14 protein-coding genes are annotated in these 18,941 nt (G+C 60.9%); 5 read left to right on the forward strand and 9 right to left on the reverse strand.

The features are described 5' to 3' along the window. Positions 1 to 186 precede the first annotated feature (186 nt). From yegQ to ACESQ2_RS15695, 7 genes are all read right to left on the reverse strand, one after another. Complete coding sequence (gene yegQ / locus ACESQ2_RS15665) at positions 187 to 1,548, reverse strand: tRNA 5-hydroxyuridine modification protein YegQ (protein ID WP_025107782.1); 1,362 nt, start codon at positions 1,546 to 1,548, stop codon at positions 187 to 189. Positions 1,549 to 1,866: 318 nt separating this feature from the next. Further along, the gene (gene baeR, locus ACESQ2_RS15670) at positions 1,867 to 2,589 is read right to left on the reverse strand and encodes a two-component system response regulator BaeR (protein ID WP_373170836.1); all 723 of its coding nucleotides are present in this window, start codon (positions 2,587 to 2,589) and stop codon (positions 1,867 to 1,869) included. Next, a complete protein-coding gene (gene baeS / locus ACESQ2_RS15675; protein ID WP_016946933.1) occupies positions 2,586 to 4,121 on the reverse strand; it encodes a two-component system sensor histidine kinase BaeS in 1,536 nt (511 codons plus the stop codon). Before baeS ends, baeR begins: the two co-directional genes overlap by 4 nt. Next, positions 4,118 to 5,533, reverse strand: a complete 1,416-nt coding sequence (locus tag ACESQ2_RS15680) for an MFS transporter (protein WP_014230099.1) — start codon at positions 5,531 to 5,533, stop codon at positions 4,118 to 4,120. The genes baeS and ACESQ2_RS15680 overlap by 4 nt, the downstream gene beginning before the upstream one ends. A gap of 1 nt (position 5,534) precedes the next feature. After that, complete coding sequence (gene mdtC / locus ACESQ2_RS15685; RefSeq protein ID WP_202018969.1) at positions 5,535 to 8,612, reverse strand: multidrug efflux RND transporter permease subunit MdtC; 3,078 nt, start codon at positions 8,610 to 8,612, stop codon at positions 5,535 to 5,537. Further along, positions 8,613 to 11,735: an MdtB/MuxB family multidrug efflux RND transporter permease subunit gene (locus ACESQ2_RS15690; RefSeq protein ID WP_122117351.1), complete on the reverse strand. Its 3,123-nt coding sequence runs from the start codon at positions 11,733 to 11,735 to the stop codon at positions 8,613 to 8,615. It lies immediately after the preceding gene. Further along, on the reverse strand, positions 11,735 to 12,988 hold the full coding sequence (locus tag ACESQ2_RS15695; protein WP_014230096.1) for an MdtA/MuxA family multidrug efflux RND transporter periplasmic adaptor subunit: 1,254 nt from the start codon (positions 12,986 to 12,988) through the stop codon (positions 11,735 to 11,737). Before ACESQ2_RS15695 ends, ACESQ2_RS15690 begins: the two co-directional genes overlap by 1 nt. A 383-nt stretch (positions 12,989 to 13,371) precedes the next feature. Between ACESQ2_RS15695 and ACESQ2_RS15700 the strand changes: the two genes are divergently transcribed. The 4 genes from ACESQ2_RS15700 (at position 13,372) to ACESQ2_RS15715 (ending at position 16,414) form a co-directional block, all read left to right on the forward strand. After that, entirely contained in the window at positions 13,372 to 14,133 is a 762-nt protein-coding gene (locus tag ACESQ2_RS15700; RefSeq protein WP_046877531.1) for a dimethylarginine dimethylaminohydrolase family protein, read from the forward strand. 28 nt (positions 14,134 to 14,161) lie between these two features. Further along, positions 14,162 to 14,935 carry an ABC transporter substrate-binding protein gene (locus ACESQ2_RS15705; protein WP_014838973.1) on the forward strand — a complete coding sequence of 258 codons (774 nt, stop codon included), beginning with the start codon at positions 14,162 to 14,164 and terminating at the stop codon, positions 14,933 to 14,935. A gap of 64 nt (positions 14,936 to 14,999) precedes the next feature. Continuing rightward, the gene (locus ACESQ2_RS15710; protein ID WP_016946939.1) at positions 15,000 to 15,692 is read left to right on the forward strand and encodes an ABC transporter permease; all 693 of its coding nucleotides are present in this window, start codon (positions 15,000 to 15,002) and stop codon (positions 15,690 to 15,692) included. Further along, the gene (locus ACESQ2_RS15715) at positions 15,689 to 16,414 is read left to right on the forward strand and encodes an ABC transporter permease (protein ID WP_014230092.1); all 726 of its coding nucleotides are present in this window, start codon (positions 15,689 to 15,691) and stop codon (positions 16,412 to 16,414) included. The genes ACESQ2_RS15710 and ACESQ2_RS15715 overlap by 4 nt, the downstream gene beginning before the upstream one ends. On the opposite strand, the gene ACESQ2_RS15720 is transcribed toward ACESQ2_RS15715, so the two are convergent. After that, positions 16,415 to 16,870 (reverse strand): Lrp/AsnC family transcriptional regulator, encoded by a 456-nt coding sequence (locus tag ACESQ2_RS15720; RefSeq protein WP_029505532.1) that lies wholly within the window; start codon positions 16,868 to 16,870, stop codon positions 16,415 to 16,417. 14 nt (positions 16,871 to 16,884) lie between these two features. On the opposite strand from ACESQ2_RS15720, the gene ACESQ2_RS15725 reads away from it, so the two are divergent. Beyond that, positions 16,885 to 18,003 carry a succinylglutamate desuccinylase/aspartoacylase family protein gene (locus tag ACESQ2_RS15725; RefSeq protein ID WP_049070162.1) on the forward strand — a complete coding sequence of 373 codons (1,119 nt, stop codon included), beginning with the start codon at positions 16,885 to 16,887 and terminating at the stop codon, positions 18,001 to 18,003. Between the two features lie 7 nt (positions 18,004 to 18,010). On the opposite strand, the gene ACESQ2_RS15730 is transcribed toward ACESQ2_RS15725, so the two are convergent. Next, positions 18,011 to 18,907, reverse strand: coding sequence for a proline iminopeptidase-family hydrolase (locus ACESQ2_RS15730; RefSeq protein WP_049102812.1), 897 nt, complete (start codon positions 18,905 to 18,907; stop codon positions 18,011 to 18,013). Between the last annotated feature and the right edge of the window lie 34 nt (positions 18,908 to 18,941).

Here is an 18,941-nt window from a genome sequence, read left to right on the forward strand (position 1 = left end):
GGCCGGGAGAGTGATAAAAAAATAAGCCCGCGTAAGGGAGATTACGCAGGCTAAGGAGGTGGTTCCTGGTACAGCTAGCATTTATGGGTTATGTTTTTCAGCGAAATGGATGATATCTGCTTTGAACGAACCGGTATGTGATCCGTTTCTAATATCTTTACATCGTGAAAAAATAACCCAAATTAACTAGTTACTGTGCGGGTTTCTGGTCGTCTGACCAGTAAAATTACGCATCAGCAGCGCATACTGCAGCGCCATATCTTCCGGAACAGGCAACCATACTGTGTGACCATCGCCCGGCGCGACCGGCATGCGTTCGCCTTTGCCGTTTTCCATATGCTCGAGGGTAAAGTTAACGTTGCCCTGCGGGGTCATCAGCTCAAGGCTGTCGCCGACGGAAAATTTGTTTTTCACCGCCACCGCCGCCAGCTGGCCGTTGCGCTCGCCGGTAAATTCGCCGACAAACTGCTGGCGTTCGGAAACGGAGTAGCCGTGCTCGTAGTTCTGGTAGTCATCGTGCGTGTGGCGACGGAGGAAGCCTTCGGTATAGCCACGGTGCGCGAGGTTTTCCAGGGTATCCAGCAGGGAGGTGTCGAACGGTTTGCCAGCGGCAGCATCGTCAATGGCCTTGCGGTAGACCTGAGCGGTACGGGCGCAATAGTAATGTGATTTGGTGCGGCCTTCGATTTTCAGCGAGTGGACGCCCATCTGGGTCAGGCGCTCAACGTGGGCAATCGCGCGCAGATCCTTCGAGTTCATGATGTAGGTGCCGTGTTCGTCTTCGAAAGCGGTCATGTATTCGCCCGGACGTTTGGCCTCTTCAATCATAAACACCTGGTCAGTCGGCGCGCCGATGCCCAGCGTCGGCTCGACGTTCTGCACCGGGATCGGTTCGTGCTTATGCACGATATTACCGACGTCGTCTTCTTTACCTTCCTGCACGTTATACTCCCAGCGGCAGGCGTTGGTGCAGGTCCCCTGGTTTGGGTCGCGTTTGTTGATATAGCCAGAGAGCAGGCAGCGGCCGGAGTAGGCCATGCACAGCGCGCCGTGAACGAAAATTTCGATCTCCATTTCCGGCACCTGGCTGCGAATTTCGGCGATTTCATCCAGCGACAGCTCGCGGGAGAGAATAACGCGGGTGAGCCCCATTTGCTGCCAGAACTTGACCGTCGCCCAGTTGACGGCGTTGGCCTGTACCGACAGGTGAATATCCATATGCGGGAAATTTTCGCGCACCAGCATGATCAAACCCGGGTCGGACATGATCAGCGCGTCCGGCCCCATTTCCACCACCGGCTTCAGATCGCGAATAAACGTTTTCAGCTTAGCGTTATGCGGGGCAATGTTGACCACCACATAGAATTTTTTACCCAGCGCGTGGGCTTCGTTGATGCCGAGCTGCAGATTTTCGTGATTGAATTCGTTATTACGTACGCGCAGGGAGTAGCGCGGTTGGCCCGCGTAAACGGCATCTGCGCCATAAGCGAAAGCGTAACGCATATTTTTCAGCGTTCCCGCCGGGGAAAGGAGTTCCGGTTTAAACATGATTTTCTCGTTCTGATGACAGGTCAGATTCGCCGCACCCGGTACGGCGAGTTGGGGAGTGCCCCCACATTAAGGGCGGGCATTGTAGCGCCGTGGGGGAGGGGAGTAAATATCGGTCGGGTATCTTTGGCGATAAGCGGACGGCAAATCAGTTCCGGCTATGCATCAAGCGGCCGCTATCTGCCGGTTTCAGCCGCTGCTTTTTCCCCGGAGGCGGCGCTTGACGCGCCTGCCCGGGCGACCCGGCCCGCAGACGGCGGTGAGCCAGTAGCCCGGCTAAGCGCAGCGCGAGCCGGGGAAAAGTCGGGCAGGGGCTAATTATGCCAGCCGGCAGGCGTCGGCTTCCCAGCGGTACCCTACGCCGTAAACGGCGCGGATAAACGACTGCTCGGCGTCCAGCGACTCCAGCTTACGCCGCAGGTTTTTGATATGGCTATCGATCGTTCGGTCGGTCACCACGCGGTAATCATCGTATAGATGATTCAGCAGCTGTTCGCGCGAGAAGACTTTACCCGGTTCCTGGGAGAGGTTTTTCAGCAGGCGGAACTCGGCGGGCGTGAGGTCCAGCAGCTTGTCGCGCCAGGAAGCCTGAAAACGACCTTCGTCGACAATCAGCGGGCTTTCCGCATCCAGCGTCTGCAGATCGCGCTGCGGTTTGCAGCGGCGAAGAATGGTCTTCACGCGGGCCACCACCTCACGCGGGCTGTAGGGCTTACAGATATAGTCATCGGCGCCGATTTCTAACCCCAGCAGGCGGTCGATCTCCTCGATTTTGGCGGTGACCATCACCACCGGAACCTCAGAGAAACGGCGGATTTCCCGGCACAGGGTCAGGCCGTCGGTACCGGGCAGCATCAGATCCAGCAGGATCAGATGCGGCGGCGTCTGGCGAACGTACGGGAGAACCCGATCGCCGTGATTAATCAGCGTCGGCGCATAGCCCGCCGCCTGAAGGTAATCGATCAGCAGCTGACCCAGCTTGGGCTCATCTTCCACGATAAGAATGCGTGGCGTGTTTTCATCAACAGGTAATTCAGTCATACGTCTCTCGATAAATTACGTTCCAGAGGTAGTTCTACTTTAATGCTAACCCCGCCCAAAGGCGAATGGCCGGCACGCAAAGTACCGCCGTGGGCCGCGACAATGTTAAGGCAAATCGCCAGCCCTAAACCAGAGCCGCCGCTGGCACGATTGCGCGACCCCTCAGTACGATAAAAACGCTCAACCAACCGCTCCAGCTGTTCATCGGTGACGCCGGGGGCGCTATCGGCAAAATCGAGAACCAGCATATCCCCGCTCTGGCTGGCGCTAATCTGCAGGCCGCCGCCGCTATCGGTATAGCGCAGGCTGTTTTCCAGCAGGTTATTAAACAGCTGCATCAGGCGATCCCGGTCGCCGAAAATCGTCGCGCTTTCCGGCAGCGAAACGCCGATCGACAGCCCGCGGCTGGCGAAGCGCTCGCGAAACGCGCCGGCGGCGACCTCCAGCAGATTGATGATATCCACCGAGGTTTTCTGGTAGGAGAGGGCGCCTTCATCGGACATCGACAGCTGGTGTAAGTCATCGACCAGTTTGGTGAGGGTGGCGACTTCCGCCTGCAGGGAGGCGATGGAGTCCGGGGTAAATTTGCGGATCCCATCCTGAATCGCCTCCAGCTCCCCGCGCAGCACCGCCAGCGGCGTGCGCAGCTCGTGGGAAATATCGGCCATCAGGTCCCGGCGCATCTGCTGGTTGCGTTCCAGAGTGCTGGCCAGCTGGTTAAAATCTTTGGCCAGACGCCCCAGCTCATCGCTGCTGGTGGCGGCGACGCGGGTGGAGAAATCGCCGGCCGCCAGACGGTGCGTCCCCTCAACCAGGCGTTTAACCGGCGCGAGCAGGCCGCGCGCCAGCGGGAAGGTGGCCAGCGCCGCCAGCAGCGTGGCGAGGGCGACAATCAGCCAGCTGGTACGTTTCTGCTGGCGGTCAAAGTTGATATCGGTGTTGCGCGTCAGGCGTTCAACCGGCGAGGCGATGACCGCGCCAACCTCAACGCCGTCGACCATAATACTGCGCCGGGTACCGTCCTTCGGCACGCGTTCGCGCGGGCCCACCAGTACGCGTCCTTTTTGATCGACCACCCAGAACATGGTGCGCCAGCCGTGCGGAGGCATATCGGGGCCGGGACCGCGGTCGCCACGATCGCCGCGTGGACCGTCGAGCGGCCGGTCCGGCGCGGCGTCCGGCGGCATCTCTTCCGGGCCGGGGCCACCGTGCGGCTCATCCATCGGACCGTGGCCCATACCGCGGCCCGGCGGCGAGCGGTCATCGTTGTCGCGTTCAAAGGTTTTCAGCAACTGGAAAATAAAGCGGTCGTTGTTGCGCAGGAACGTCCAGCTGCCGTGCTGGGCATACTGCTCGCTCAGGGCATCGCCGAGCATGGTCAGGCGCTGTTCGTTGCCGCGCTTGATATAGTCAATAAAGCCGCGTTCAAAGCTGATACGCACCGCCCAGTGCATACTGATCAGCAGCACGATGCAGGTGGCGAGGATCGCGATAAACAGCTTGCCGGTAATGCCGGGACGCCAGAACTTCAAGACTCACTCCTTTTACGGCGACGAATCACGGTATTGGTCGTGGTGTCATCCGGTACGCGGGAAAAAAGCAGCGCCGGCAGCGCGATAATCACCGCCATGCTTAAGTAGGTATAGAGAAAGACCTGATGAGCGATCGCCGCATCGGCACTGATATGCTGCTGGCCGTAGAGACCGAGCAGCATCCCGGCGATAGTGACGCCGATACTCATCGACAGCTGCATGACCATCGACAGCAAGCTGTTGCCGCTGCTGGCCAGATCGTCGGGCAGATCTTTCAGGGTCAGCGTATTCATTGAAGAAAAGCGGCTGGAGTTAATCATCCCCTGCAGGAACAGCACCACCGGCAGCAGCCAGTACCAGCCCGCGAGCGCAACGGCCATAAACAGCAAGCTGACCAGCGCGAGGCCAATCGTCGAGGTCACCAGTACCCGGCGATAGCCGAAGCGGTTGACCACCTGGACCACAATGCGCTTCATCCCCATGCTGCCGAGCACCATCGGGATCATCATCAGCCCGGCGTGGAACGGCGTAAAGCCGAGGCCGATCTGTAAAAACACCGGCGTCATAAACGGCAGCATGCCGCTGCCGATACGCCCGGCGAAGCTGCCGCCAAGGCCGAGAGAAAAGGTGCGGTTGGTAAACAGCTTCAGGCTAAACAGCGCGTTGCGGTTGCCGCGCGCGTGCCACAGATAGCACAGCATTGACGCCGCGCCGATGGCCACCAGCGCCGTCAGCCACAGGGGGGAGAGCCCGAGCCCTTTTTTACCGTCGAGCGCCAGGGTCAGCGTCGCCATGCCGGCGGCCAGCAGAATAAAGCCGAAGATATCAAAGCGCCGGGTTTGCAGGGTGTAGTTGGGCATCAGGCACAGCGTGGCGATGGCGCCGACGATGCCGACCGGAATGTTGATCAGGAAGATCCAGTGCCAGGAGGCGTACTCCACCAGCATCCCGCCGAGCGCCGGGCCGAGCAGCGGACCCACCTGGCCGGGCAGGGTGACGAAGGTCATCGCCGCCATGTATTGACTGCGCGGGACGATTTTCATCACCGTCAGGCGGCCAACCGGCACCATCATCGCACCGCCGACGCCCTGCAGCACGCGGGCGAGTATCAGCTGATCGAGCGTGGCGGCCTGCGCGCAGAACAGGGAGCCGGCGGTAAACAGCACGATGGCGCTAAAAAAGATATTCCGCACCCCGACCCGATCCGCCAGCCAGCCGCTGGCGGGCAGCATCACCGCCACCGTCAGCACATAGGAGACAATAACCATATGCATATGCAGCGGGCTCTCCCCGAGGCTCTGCGCCATGGAGGGGAGGGCGGTGTTAACGATAGTGGTATCCAGCGCCTGCATAAAAAAGCCGAAGGCCACTATCCACAGCTGCCAGCGCACGCTGGAGGGAAGATCTGTCATGTTATTCGCTTACCGGTTGAGGGACTTTTCGCGAAAAACGCAGCCGCAGACGGTCGAAGAACAGATAGACCACCGGCGTGGTGTACAGGGTCAGCAGCTGACTCATCACCAGGCCGCCGACAATGGTAATCCCCAGCGGCTGGCGCAGCTCGGAGCCATCGCCGCCGGAGATAACCAGCGGCAGCGCGCCGAACAGCGCCGCCAGGGTGGTCATCATTATCGGCCGGAAGCGCAGCAGACAGGCCTGGAAGATCGCCTCTTCCGGCGGCAGGTTGCCGTTGCGCTGCGCCTCAAGGGCGAAATCGACCATCATGATGGCGTTTTTCTTCACGATGCCAATTAATAGCATAATCCCGATAAGCGCGATTAGGCTGAACGGGGCATCGAAAAGCTCCAGCGCCAGCAGCGCGCCGACGCCCGCGGACGGAATGGTCGACAGAATGGTCAGCGGATGAACGTAGCTCTCATAGAGGATCCCCAGCACGATATAGACCGTGGCAATGGCTGCCAGAATCAGGATCACCTGCGAGTTCATGGTCTCCTGGAACACCTGCGCGGTCCCGGCGAACGACCCGCGGACGCTGGACGGTACGCCAATCTGGGTCATCGCCCGGTTGATGGCGTCGCTGGCTTCCGACAGAGACTTGCCGGTAGGCAGGTTAAAGGAGATGGTCGACGCCGCCGACAGCCCCTGGTGGTTCACCGACAGCGGCGCGTTAGCCGGCTGCCATTTGGCGAAATAGGAGAGCGGAATCGGCTTGTCTTCGCTGTTGATCACAAACATCTTATCGAGGGCGCTGACGTCCTGGGTGTAGACCGGGTCGACCTGCATCACCACTTTATACTGGTTCAGCGGCTGGTAGATGGTTGAGATCTGCCGCTGACCGAAGGCGTTGTTCAGCAGATTGTTGGCGTCCTGCACGCTGATGCCGAGCCGCGACATGGTATCGCGATCGTAGATCAGATCCATCTCCGCGCCGTTATTCTGGCTGTCGGAGTTGACGTCCGCCAGCTCCGGCAGCGCCGCCAGCGTTTTGCGGATTTTCGGCTCCCATTCCCGCAGCGCCGCAAGGTCGTCCGACAGCAGCGTATACTGGTAGCTGGCGTTGGCCTGACGGCCGCCGACGCGGATATCCTGTACCGCCATCAGGAACAGGTTGGCCCCCGGCTCTTTGGCCAGCTTCTTCCGCAGCCGATCGATAATCTGCTGCGCCGTTTCATGGCGCTCATCGCGCGACTTGAGGGTGATAAACATCATTCCGCTGTTGACCCGCGAGCCGCCGGTAAAACCGGTGACGTTGTCCACCGCCGGATCTTCACGAATGATCTTCATAAAGTCCTCCAGCTTGCCGCGCATCGCCTGGAACGAGATGCTCTGGTCCGCCTGGATACCGCCCATCAGCACCCCGGTGTCCTGCTCCGGGAAGAAGGTTTTGGGAATTGAGATATAGAGCCAGACGCTCAGCGCGATGGTGCCAAGCAGCACCAGTCCGGTTAAGCGGCTGTGCTTCAGCACCCACTTCAGCGATTTGCCGTATCCGCCCTGAATCGCCACCAGCAGGCGGCCAACCCCGCGCTTGCGCGTCGGCTCGTGGGGCTTGCCGCTTTTCAGCAGCCAGCCGCACATCATCGGCGTCAGGGTCAGAGAGACCGCCAGCGAAATGCCGATTGCCACCGACAGGGTAACGGCGAATTCGCGCAGCAGCCTTCCCGGCAGGCCGCCCATCAGCAGCAGCGGCAGGAACACCGCCACCAGCGACAGGCTCATCGACAGCACGGTAAAACCGACTTCCCGGCTCCCCTGCAGCGCCGCCTGCAGCGGCTTCATGCCGGCTTCCAGATGGCGGGAAATATTTTCCAGCACCACGATGGCGTCATCGACCACGAAACCGGTAGCGATGGTCAGCGCCATCAGCGACAGGTTGTTAAGGCTAAAGCCGCACAGGTACATGGCGGCAAAGGTGCCGATCAGCGAAACCGGAACCGCCACCGCCGGGATCAGCGTCGCGCGCCCCGAGCGGAGGAAGAGGAAGACCACGAGGATCACCAGCGCCACCGAGATGACCAGCGTTTGCTCCACTTCCTCCAGCGAGGCGCGGATGGTCGGCGAGCGGTCCTGGGCGATTTGCAGATCGACAGAGGCCGGGATGGTGCGCTGCAGCTCCGGCAGGCGGGCGCGAATGCTGTCCACCGTCTCAATGATATTGGCTTCCGGCAGCTTGCGGATCATCAGCAAAATCGCCGGTTTGGCGTTAGTCATCCCGGCGTTGCGCACGTCCTGCACCGAATCGGTGACGTTGGCGACGTCGCCGAGGCGCACCGCCGCGCCGTTGTTATAGTGCACGATCAGCGGCTGGTATTCGGCGGCGGTCTTCAGCTCGTCGTTGGTCGCCACCTGCCAGCGGTGGGTGGTATCTTCCAGCGCCCCCTGCGGTTTACGTACGTTGGCGTTGCTGATGGCGGTGCGCACCGCGTCCAGCGATACGCCCTGGTTAAACAGCGCCTGCGGGTTGAGGTCGACGCGCACCGCGGGCAGCGAACTGCCGCCGACGTCCACGTCGCCGACGCCGTCAATCTGGGCAATGGTCTGCGCCAGCTGGGTAGAGGCGAAGTCGTACAGTTCACCCTGGGACCAGGTATCCGAGGTGAGGGTGAGGATCATGATCGGCGCGTCTGACGGGTTGGCTTTGCGGTAGGTCGGACGGCTCGGCATGCCGCTCGGCAGCAGGCTTTGCGCGGCGTTAATCGCCGCCTGCACGTCGCGGGCCGCGCCGTTGATATCGCGGTCAAAGTTGAACTCAAGAATGATTCGCGTACTGCCGAGCGAGCTGGAGGAGGTCATCTCATTGACCCCGGCAATCCGCCCCAAAGAGCGCTCCAGCGGCGTCGCCACCGAAGAGGCCATGGTCTCCGGCGACGCGCCGGGCAGCGAGGCGCTGATCATGATGACCGGGAAATCCACCTGCGGCAGCGGCGCCACCGGCAGCAGGCGGAAACCGAGGATGCCGCACAGGGTAATGGCGAGCGAAATCAGAATCGTCGCCACCGGACGGTAAATGAAGAGGGCGAAAAACTTCACCTACGCCTCCTCCTCACGCCGCGGGAACCGGCTCTTCATATACAGCGACAGCCGGTCGAACAGCAGATAGATAACCGGAGTCGTGAACAGCGTCAGCACCTGGCTGAGCATCAGACCGCCGACCATGCCAATCCCCAGCGGACGCCGCAGCTCCGCGCCGACGCCGGTACTGAGCATCAGCGGCAGCGCGCCCAGCAGGGCGGCGAGGGTGGTCATCAGGATCGGGCGGAAGCGCAGCAGGCAGGCCTGGTAGATCGCCTCGCGCGGCGGCATGCCCTGCTCGCGTTCGGCGGCCAGCGCGAAGTCGATCATCATGATGGCGTTTTTCTTGACGATACCGATCAGCAGAATGATGCCGATAATCGCGATAACGTCCAGTTCGCTCCCCGCCAGCCATAGCGCCAGCAGCGCGCCGACGCCCGCCGTCGGCAGGGTGGAGAGAATCGTTATCGGATGAATAAAGCTTTCATACAGCACCCCGAGGACGATATACATCGCCACCACCGCGGCAACCACCAGCCAGACGGTGCTGCCGAGCGCCGACTGGAAGGCCAGAGAGCTGCCCTGGAACTGGGTACGGATATCGCTCGGGAACGCCAGCGCCTGTTCGGCGCCAAGAATCGCTTCGACCGCATCGCCCAGCGAATAGTTGTCCGGCACGTTAAACGAGATGGTGGTAACCGGGAACTGATCGAGATGGTTTATGGATAGCGGGGCAAAGCGCTCCTCGACGCTGGCGATGGATTTCAGCGGCACAATCCCGCCGTCGCTGCTGGTCAGGCGAATATTATCCAGCGCCGCCAGCCCCGGCGTGGCCTGGGTATCATGCTCCAGCACCACGCGGTACTGATTCGCCTGGGTATAAATGGTGGAGATTAAGCGCTGACCGAAGGCGTTATACAGCGCGTTATCGACGTCCGCCATGCTGATGCCGAGACGGCTGGCGCTATCGCGATCAACGTTGATATACGCCGCCAGGCCCTTATCCTGCCAGTCGCTGCTGACGTCGGAGAGCTGCGGCAGCGCCTGCAGTCGGCCCAGCAACTGCGGGACCCAGTTGCTGAGCGCGTCCAGCGAGTTGGCCTGCAGGGTGAACTGGTACTGGGTGCGGCTGACGGTGGTGTCAATGGTCAGATCCTGCGTCGGCTGGAGGTAAAGCTCAATGCCGGGAATGCCGCTCACCGCGTTCTGCAGGCGGCCGATCACCGTCTGCACGCGATCGTCGCGCTCGTCCAGCGGCTTAAGGTTGATTTGCAGGCGGGCGCTGTTGAGCGCCGGGTTGGTACCGTCGACGCCGACGTAGGAGGTAAGGCTTTCCACCGCCGGATCGTTAAGTATCGCCGCCGACACCTGCTGCTGGCGCTCGGCCATATTGGCGAACGACGCCGACTGCGGCGCCTGCAGCGTCCCCTGGATAATGCCGTTGTCCTGAATCGGGAAGAAGCCCTTCGGAATAAACACCCACAGCATAATCGACAGCACCAGCGTACCGAGGGCCACGCTCAGGGTCAGCCACGGATGATTCAGCACCCGGCTCAGCCAGCGGCCATAGACGGCGATCACCCGCTCAAAGAAACGCTCGCTGGCGCGCGAGAAGCGGTTCTGCTTGCGCAGCGACTCGTGGCTCAGCATGCGGGCGCACATCATCGGCGTCAGGGTCAGCGACACCACCGCGGAAATCAGGATCGCCACCGCCAGGGTAATGGCGAACTCGCGGAACAGACGGCCCACGATATCGCCCATAAACAGCAGCGGGATCAGCACCGCAATCAGCGAGAAGGTCAGCGAGATAATGGTAAAGCCAATCTCTCCGGCCCCTTTCAGGGCGGCGGCCAGCGGCTTTTCGCCTTTCTCGATATAGCGCGAGATGTTTTCAATCACCACGATGGCGTCATCGACCACAAAGCCGGTGGCGATGGTCAGGGCCATCAGCGTCAGGTTGTTAATTGAAAAATCGAGAAACACCATCACCGCAAAGGTGCCGACCAGCGATAGCGGTACGGCGATGCCGGGAATAATCGTCGCCGGGACGTTGCGCAGAAAGACGTAGATAATCATCACCACCAGGGCGATGGCCAGCATCAGCTCGAACTGGGTGTCGCTGACCGAGGCGCGGATATTGGTGGTGCGGTCGGAAAGCACCTGAACTTTAACCGATTTCGGCAGGCTTTCGGTGAGCTGCGGCAGCATCTGGCGGATGCTGTCGGCGGTCGAGATAATGTTGGCCCCCGGCTGGCGCTGGACGTTCATGACGATCGCCCGCTGATTGTTCGCCCATGCCCCAAGCCAGCTGTTTTCCGCGCCCTGTTCCACGGTGGCGACGTCGCCGAGGCGAATCGGCGCGCCGTTCTGATAAGCGATAATCAGCCGGCGGTAATCTTCCGCCGACTGCATCTGATCGTTGGCGGAGAGGGTCACCGCCCGCGACGGGCCGTCAAGGCTCCCCTTCGCCGAGTTGACGTTGGCGCTGGTTATCGCGGTGCGCACCGTTTCGCTGGTCAGCCCGAGGGCGGCGATGGCCTGGGCGTTGAGCTTGACGCGTACCGCCGGGCGCTGGCCGCCCGCGAGGGTGACCAGCCCGACGCCGGAAACCTGGGAGATTTTCTGCGCCACGCGGGTCTCCACCATATCCTCGACCTGGGTCATCGGCACGGCGGAAGAGGTGACCGCAAGGGTCATAATCGGCGGATCGGCGGGGTTAACTTTGCTGTAGACCGGAGGGTTAGGCAGGTCAGAAGGCAGCAGGTTGGTGGCAGCGTTGATGGCTGCCTGTACTTCCTGTTCCGCGACGTCCAGCGGCAGCGTGAGCTGGAACTGGAGCGTGACCACCGACGCGCCGCCGGAGCTCTGGGAAGACATCTGCTTGAGGCCGGACATCTGGCCAAACTGGCGCTCCAGCGGGGCGGTCACCGACGAGGTCATCACGTCCGGGCTGGCGCCGGGATAGAGGGTTACCACCTGAATCGTCGGGTAGTCCACTTCCGGCAGCGCCGAAACCGGCAGGAAACGATAGCCGATAATCCCGGCCAGCATAATGGCCACCATTAACAGCGTCGTGGCGACCGGGCGCATGATAAACAGACGGGAAGGGCCACCCGTGCTGCTCGGCGGTAACACTTGCATCAGGAGCGCGCTCCTTTTTTACCGTACTCGCGGCTGGTGGCTTTTTCCGGCTCGGCGGCGGTTGCCGCATCGTGGGCTTCGACGACCTCAACTTTTGCGCCTTCGGTCAGACGGTCGATACCGTCGGTTACGACGCGATCGCCGGCGGAAAGCCCGGCGTTGATCACCACTTTCAGGCTGTCCTGAATACCCGGCGTGACGGTATGCTTGCTGACCTTGTTCTCATCGTTCAGTACCCAGACGAAATGGCCTTCGTTACCCATTTGCAGCGCGGCGGTTGGGATCACCACCGCGTTCTGCTCGGTATCGACCAGCATACGGGCGTTGACGAACTGATTCGGGAACAGGGCATCGTCCAGGTTAGTAAAGCGCGCTTTCAGCTTGATGGTGCCGGTGGTGGCGTCAATCTGGTTATCGAGGCTCAGCAGTGAGCCTTCGCTGATTTTCTGTTTATTGGTGCGGTCCCAGGCTTCGACAGCCAGCTTTTTCCCCGCCTTCTGCGCCTGTACCACCGTGGCGATTTGGTTTTCCGGCAGCGTAAAGACCACGTCGATCGGGTGGGTTTGCGTCAGCACCACAATCCCGGTGGTGTCGCCGCTGGCGATCTGGTTGCCGATATCCACCTGTTTTAAGCCGACCCGGCCGTCGATTGGCGCGGTGATGCGGCTCCAGTCCAGCTGCAGCTGGGCGCTGGCGACGGCGGCTTCGTCCGCTTTGATCGTACCCTGGGTTTCGCTGACCAGCGACTGCTGGGTGTCCAGCTCCTGCCGGGAAACCAGATTGGTTTTGACCAGCTGCTGGTAGCGCGCCAGATCGCGACGGGCGTTGGCGAGGGTCGCACGATCTTTGGCCAGCTGGCCTTCGGCCTGGGCGAGGGCGACTTTAAACTGGCTGGGGTCGATTTCCGCGAGCAGATCGCCCGCTTTGACCTGCTGGCCTTCGGTAAAGTGGATGGCCAGCAGCTGGCCGTCGACGCGGCTGCGGACGGTGACGGTATTCGCCGCCGTCACGGTGCCGAGGCCGGAAAGGTAGCGGGGTACCGCTTCGCTGGTGGCGGTGGCCGCCTGTACCGGCGCGAGGGCGGCGCCAAAACGACCGGGGCGTCCGCCTCCGGGGCCCTGCTGACGCGCGCCTGATGCCGTCGGCGCGCCGCTGTTTGCCGCTTCGCGACCCTGCCAGAACCAGTACGCGGCGCCCGCGACGATCGCGACCACCAGCACCGCAGCCCAACGGCTTTTATTGCTACCTTTCATTAATTTGCTATCTCATCCTGAAACGTTTCACGGAATGATACTAGTTTAGCCAGCGAACGCTGCTTAAAAATGGAGGAATTATGAAAAGACTGTCCAGATATGTCTGTAAAAAATGCTTTTCGCAGAGCCGGTTACGGTGAATAGTTAGGCGTAAAATTCGCTTAATGATTTTGCTTAGCCGGGCGATGAATCCGGTTAGTTATTGCCCGTCATCCGCTGTTTCTTAAGGGTCACAGCGGAATACGTCGAATCTGAACTGATATACAGCGTGAATAAGCGGCCCCGGAAAGTGATTCAGCCTGATTGGCGGCGGCATCTGTTTGATAATCAAATTCACTCACGATTTTGCCTTAAGCAATGCGACCACTACCAGAGGGTTCTTTATGCATTTTACCCAAGCTATCGCCCGTCTTCCGGCCGCCACCTGCGGCGCAGGACAAACTACCGCCCGGCTGGGCGCGCCGGATATCGCCACCACCACCCGCCAGTTTCTCGCCTATGTGGAAACCCTGCTGCAGCTTGGCCTGAAGGTCACCGTACTGCCCGCGGCGGCGGATTATCCTGATGCGCACTTTGTTGAAGATACCGCGGTGGTGATGCCGGAACTGGCGGTGATTACCCATCCGGGCGCGCCGAGCCGTCAGGGCGAGGTCGATACCATTGCGCCGGTGCTGGCGGGGTTCCGTCCGCTGGCGCGGATGAGCGAGCGCGGGCATATGGACGGCGGCGACGTGCTGTTAGTGGATAAGCAGTTTTTTATCGGCCTGACGGCGCGCACCGATGAGCAGGGGATCCGCGAGTTTGCCGCCGCCGTTGAGCCGCACGGCTATCAGGTCGCGGCGATTGAAGTGAGCGCCGGTCTGCATCTGAAATCAATCGTGAACTATGTGGGCCGCAATACGCTGCTGCTGACGGAAGGCTACGTTAACCATCCGGCGTTTAGCGGCTTCAACAGCATCGTGATCCCGGAAGAGGAGGCCTACGCCGGAAATACGCTGTGGATCAACGATACCTTAATTACGCCGCAGGGCTACCCCTATACCCTGGGCGAAATCAGCAAGCTGGGAATGCCTATCGTGCAGCTCGACACCAGCGAATTTAAGAAAATGGATGGCGGCCTGACCTGCCTCTCACTGCGTTTTTAATCACCGCGCCAACACCGGGGAGATCGAAATGAAAATACGCCTTGCCGCACTACTGGCCTGCATGGCGCTCAGCGCGCCGCTGGCCGCCCAGCAGTTTGACACCATCAGCTTTGGCGTCGATGGCGGCTATCCGCCGTTTGACGTGCTGGCGCCCAGCGGTGAAATTACCGGCTTTGATATTGATATCGCCAATGCGCTGTGCACCCAGCTAAAAGCCAAATGCGTTTTCGTGAAGCAGCCGTTCGAAAGCATGATCGCCGCCCTCAACGCGCATAAGTTCGATGCCATTATCGCTTCGCTCAATATTACCGATGAGCGTAAAAAGGAAGTGGATTTCACCGACCGCTACTACCGCAGCGCGGCGCAGCTGGTGGCGCGCAAAGGCAGCCCGCTGCTGCCTGACGTCGCCAGCCTGAAAGGCAAAACCGTCGGCGTCCAGACCGGCTCCACCCATGAAGCGTTTGCGAAGGCCAACTGGGCCAATCATGGCGTGAAAATTGTCGGTTACGCTAACCAGGATAACGTCTACCTCGACCTGCTCTCCGGGCGCATCGACGCCGCGTTGCAGGATAATATCCAGGCGGCGACCGGCTTTATTGATACCCCGCGCGGGCAGAAATTCGCCTTTGCCGGTCCGGTTATCCAGGACGGCGGCATCTCTTCCGACGTGGGGATTGCGGTGAATAAAGACAACCCGGCGCTGCGCGATGCGCTGAACGGCGCCATTAAGGCAATCCGCGCCGACGGCACCTACGACGCGATCCAGAAAAAATACTTTAGCTTTGATATTTATGGCAAATAAGTCGTGAAGATGCGGGCGCGGGCGATGGCCTGCGCTCCTTTACGACCTCCGCGGAAGGCTGAATATGGTCGCAGACTATTTACCCCTGTTGTTACGCGGCGCGGCGCTTTCGCTGTGCGTGATGCTCTCTTCATTACTGGTCGCTCTGCTGCTGGGGCTGATTAACTCGCTGATTAAGCTCTTTGGCCCGCCGTGGCTGCGCCTGTTTTCCACCGCCTACACCACGCTGGTACGCGGTATCCCGGAGCTGGTGATTATGCTGCTGCTGTTTTTCGGCGGCGAGATGCTGGTGAACCTGCTGCTGGGTCTGGTGGGGCTCGGGCCGGTGCGCTTCAATACCTTTATCTCCGGCGTGCTGGCGATCGGCTTTGTTTTCGGCGCCTATTACACCGAGACCTTTCGCGGCGCCTTTCTGACCGTCGATCGCGGGCAAACCGAAGCCGCGCAGGCCTACGGGATGCGGCCGTGGACGGTGTTCCGCCGGGTGATGCTACCGCAGATGCTGAGCTTCGCGATCCCGGGCATCAACAACAACTGGCTGGGGCTGATGAAAGCATCGGCGCTGGTGTCGATCCTGGGCCTTGAGGATATGGTATGGCTGGCCGAACAGGCCGGGCGCGCCACGCAAAAGCCGTTCCTCTTCTATTTTCTGGTCTCGCTGATTTACATGGTGATTACCGCGCTCTCCAGCTGGCTTTTCAGCCGCCTGGCGAAGCGTTACGCGCTGCGCTCTTCCACGGCGGGGACGGCCTTATGAATCTGCAAACCTTTCTCGATGCGATCCCGAGCTTTTTGTGGAGCGACGGCAACGGCGCCGCCAGCGGGCTGGCGGTCACGGCGGAGCTGTTTTTGCTCTCCATCGTTCCCGGGATGGCGCTGGCGATAGCGATGGCGGTGGGGCAGGTGTATGGACCGCGCGCGCTGGCGCTGCCCATCCGTGGTTTTACGTATTTTTTCCGCAGCACGCCGCTCTATCTCCAGCTGATGCTGATTTACTACGGCCTGTCGCAGTTCGATATCGTGCAGACGGGCTGGATGAACGACCAGCCGTTCTGGCTGTTGTTCCGCGATGCGACCTTCTGCGCCACGCTGGCGCTGGTCCTCAACACTGCCGCGTACGTCGCGGAGCTGCTGGCGGGGATGATGGTGACCTTTCCGCGCCAGGAGTGGGTCGCCGGGGAGGCCTACGGGATGGGGAAATGGCAGATTATTCGTCGTCTGGTGCTGCCTGCGACGCTCAGACGCGGGATCCCGGCGCTGAATAATGAAATGGTCTTTTTACTGCACGCCACGTCGCTGGCCAGCACCGTCACCCTGCTGGATATTACCGGCGTGGCCCGCGCGTTCTACGCCATGACCTATTCGCCGTTTATTCCGTTTCTGATGGCCGCGGCGCTGTATCTGCTCTGCACCTTTATGCTGATTTTCGCCTTTTCCCGCGCCGAGCGGCGCTGGCTGGCGTTTATCCGGCGCGGCTAGTCAGGAGCGCTTAATGGCCTGCAGTTCGGTCAGGGTGACGATTTTATCGACGTGAAACTTTTTACTGGTCAGCCAGCTATCCGCCAGCTGGCAGTAGTGCGCCATGCTGCGGCAGCCGATGCGTACCAGAAAGTCGAAGCTGCCGCTGACCAGCCAGCAGTCCAGCACTTCGGGCGTCTGGCGCATCTCCTGTTCAAACATCGGCTGCGAGCGCCCGTGGTCGGCCAGCGCGATTTGCGCCTGTACCACAAACGCGTGCTCCGGATCGGGCAGTTCTACAATGGCGCTGTAGCCGCGAATAATGCCGTCGCGCTCGAGGCCGCGCACCCGCTCCAGGCACGGACGGGCGGTGAGGTTTACCTGCTCCGAGAGCTTCTGATAAGAAATGCGGCCATCCCGGCGCAGAATTTCAAGGATCTTATGATCGATACGGTCAAGCCGGGCTTTCTTTTCCACAACCAGGACGTCCAATGAAAATTAAACACTATACATTACCTGAACATGCACTCGGTGGGCAGCGGCAATTAAGCCATTTTCATTTCGGCGCGCCCGGCACGGGAGAGAAGGTCTATCTGCAGGCGGGGCTGCACGCCGATGAAATTCCGGGCATGCTGGTTCTGCACTATCTTAAAAGATTACTTAGCCAGGCGGAACGGCGCGGCGAACTGCGCGGCGAAATCATTCTTGTGCCGGTAGCCAACCCGCCGGGGCTGGCCCAGGTGCTGCTCAGCAGCGGTATTGGCCGTTTCGATCTGGCGAGCGGGCGCAATTTTAACCGCGATTTTCCCGATCTGGCGGCGCTGGCGCAGGCCGGTTTACCGGCGGATTTGCCCGGTACGCGCCCCGAGTATCTGCAGCGGGTGCGCGCGGCGATGCGGGAGGCGCTGGCGGCGCTTCCCGCCGTGAGCGAGGCGCAGGCCCTGCGCCACCATCTGCTGAGCCTCGCCTGCGATGCCGATCTGGTGCTCGATCTGCACTGCGATGACCAGGCGATTTTGCACCTTTACGCCGACCCGGCCTGGCAACGCGAGGCGAAAGTTCTGGCGGCTTTCCTCGGTATTGGCGCCGTGCTGCTGTCGCAGGAGAGCGGGGGCAACTCGTTTGATGAAGCCTGCGGCCTGCCGTGGCAGCGTCTTTGCGCGAGGAATCCGTCGTGGCGCCAGCAGCAGCCCGGCTGCATGGCGGTGACCGTCGAGCTGCGCGGCCAGCAGGAGGTGAATCACGCCACCGCCTGCGACGACGCCGAACGTATTTACCGTTACCTGCAGTACCGCGGCGTGCTGGCCGGCGCCAGGCCCGAGGTTCCGCAGCAGGAAACGGTGATGCTGCCGTTTGCCGCCGGGGAGATTGTCACCGCGCCGGCGACCGGCATCCTGGTGCTGCTAAAACAGCCCGGCGAGTGGGTCAGCGCCGACGATGTCGTCGCGGAAATCATCGATCCGCTGACCGATATGGTCAAAGCGGTGCGGCCGACATCGGGCGGCCTGATTTATGCCAGCCGTCGGGCGCCGTTTGTCACTTTAGGGGCTGAAGTGATGAAAATCGCCGGCGAGCGGCCCTTCAGCGGCGGAGGCGGACTGGCGCTGTAAGCGGCTTTTATGGTATCGCTCGGCTTAAAAAGTCGTTCACCGTTTTCATGCACAGCTCGCGTTCTTCGACGTGCGGCATATGGCTCGAGGCTTCAAAAATGACCCACTCGGCGCCGGAGATATGGTCCATAAAGGGCTGTACCACTTCCGGCGTGGCTTCATCGTAGCGCCCGGAAATCAGCAGAACCGGAACCGTAATGCGCGCGAGGCGGTCAATAATCGTCCACGCTTTCATGCTGCCGATAACGTGGAATTCGGTGGGGCCATTCATGGCGTGATAAACCGTCGGGTCGGCATCCATGGCGTCGAAGGTGCGCCGCACTTCCGCCGGCCAGGGATCGAGCCGACAGACGTGGCGTTGATAAAATACAGCGCTTGCCGCCTTATATTCCGCGCTGTCCAGCGTTCCTGCCGCCTCATGGTCCAGCAGCGTCTGCTGGACGTCGGCGGGCAGCTGCGCCCGCAGCTTTGCCGCCCCCTGCAGCCACAGCGCCATCGATGCCGGGGAGTTGGCGATAATCAGCGCCTTTAACCCCTTTGGCTGCGTCACGGCGTGCTCCGCGCCGAGCATACCTCCCCAAGATTGGCCGAGCAGGGCGTAATTATCGGCAATATTGAGATGCAGCAGCAGGTTAGCCAGTTCGTCAAGAAACAGCGCCGGTTGCCAGAAGTCGGCGGGCTGCTGCGGTAAATGGGTTGAACGCCCGTTGCCTAACTGATCGTAGTGGATCACCGCTCGCCCGCTGAGGGCGATATCGCGGAACGCATCGACGTAATCATGCGTGCACCCCGGCCCGCCGTGGGCGACGACCAGCGGCGTGAGTCCGCTATCGATATCGCCGCAAACGCGAAACCAGGTTTGATAGTGCCGAAACGGGGCGTAACCTTCGCGGATGGTATACATGAATCATCTTTACCCTGCTAAGTGGACCGGCTTT

It is taken from the genome of Klebsiella sp. Q11 (genome assembly GCF_964241505.1).
Lineage (GTDB): Bacteria > Pseudomonadota > Gammaproteobacteria > Enterobacterales > Enterobacteriaceae > Klebsiella > Klebsiella michiganensis.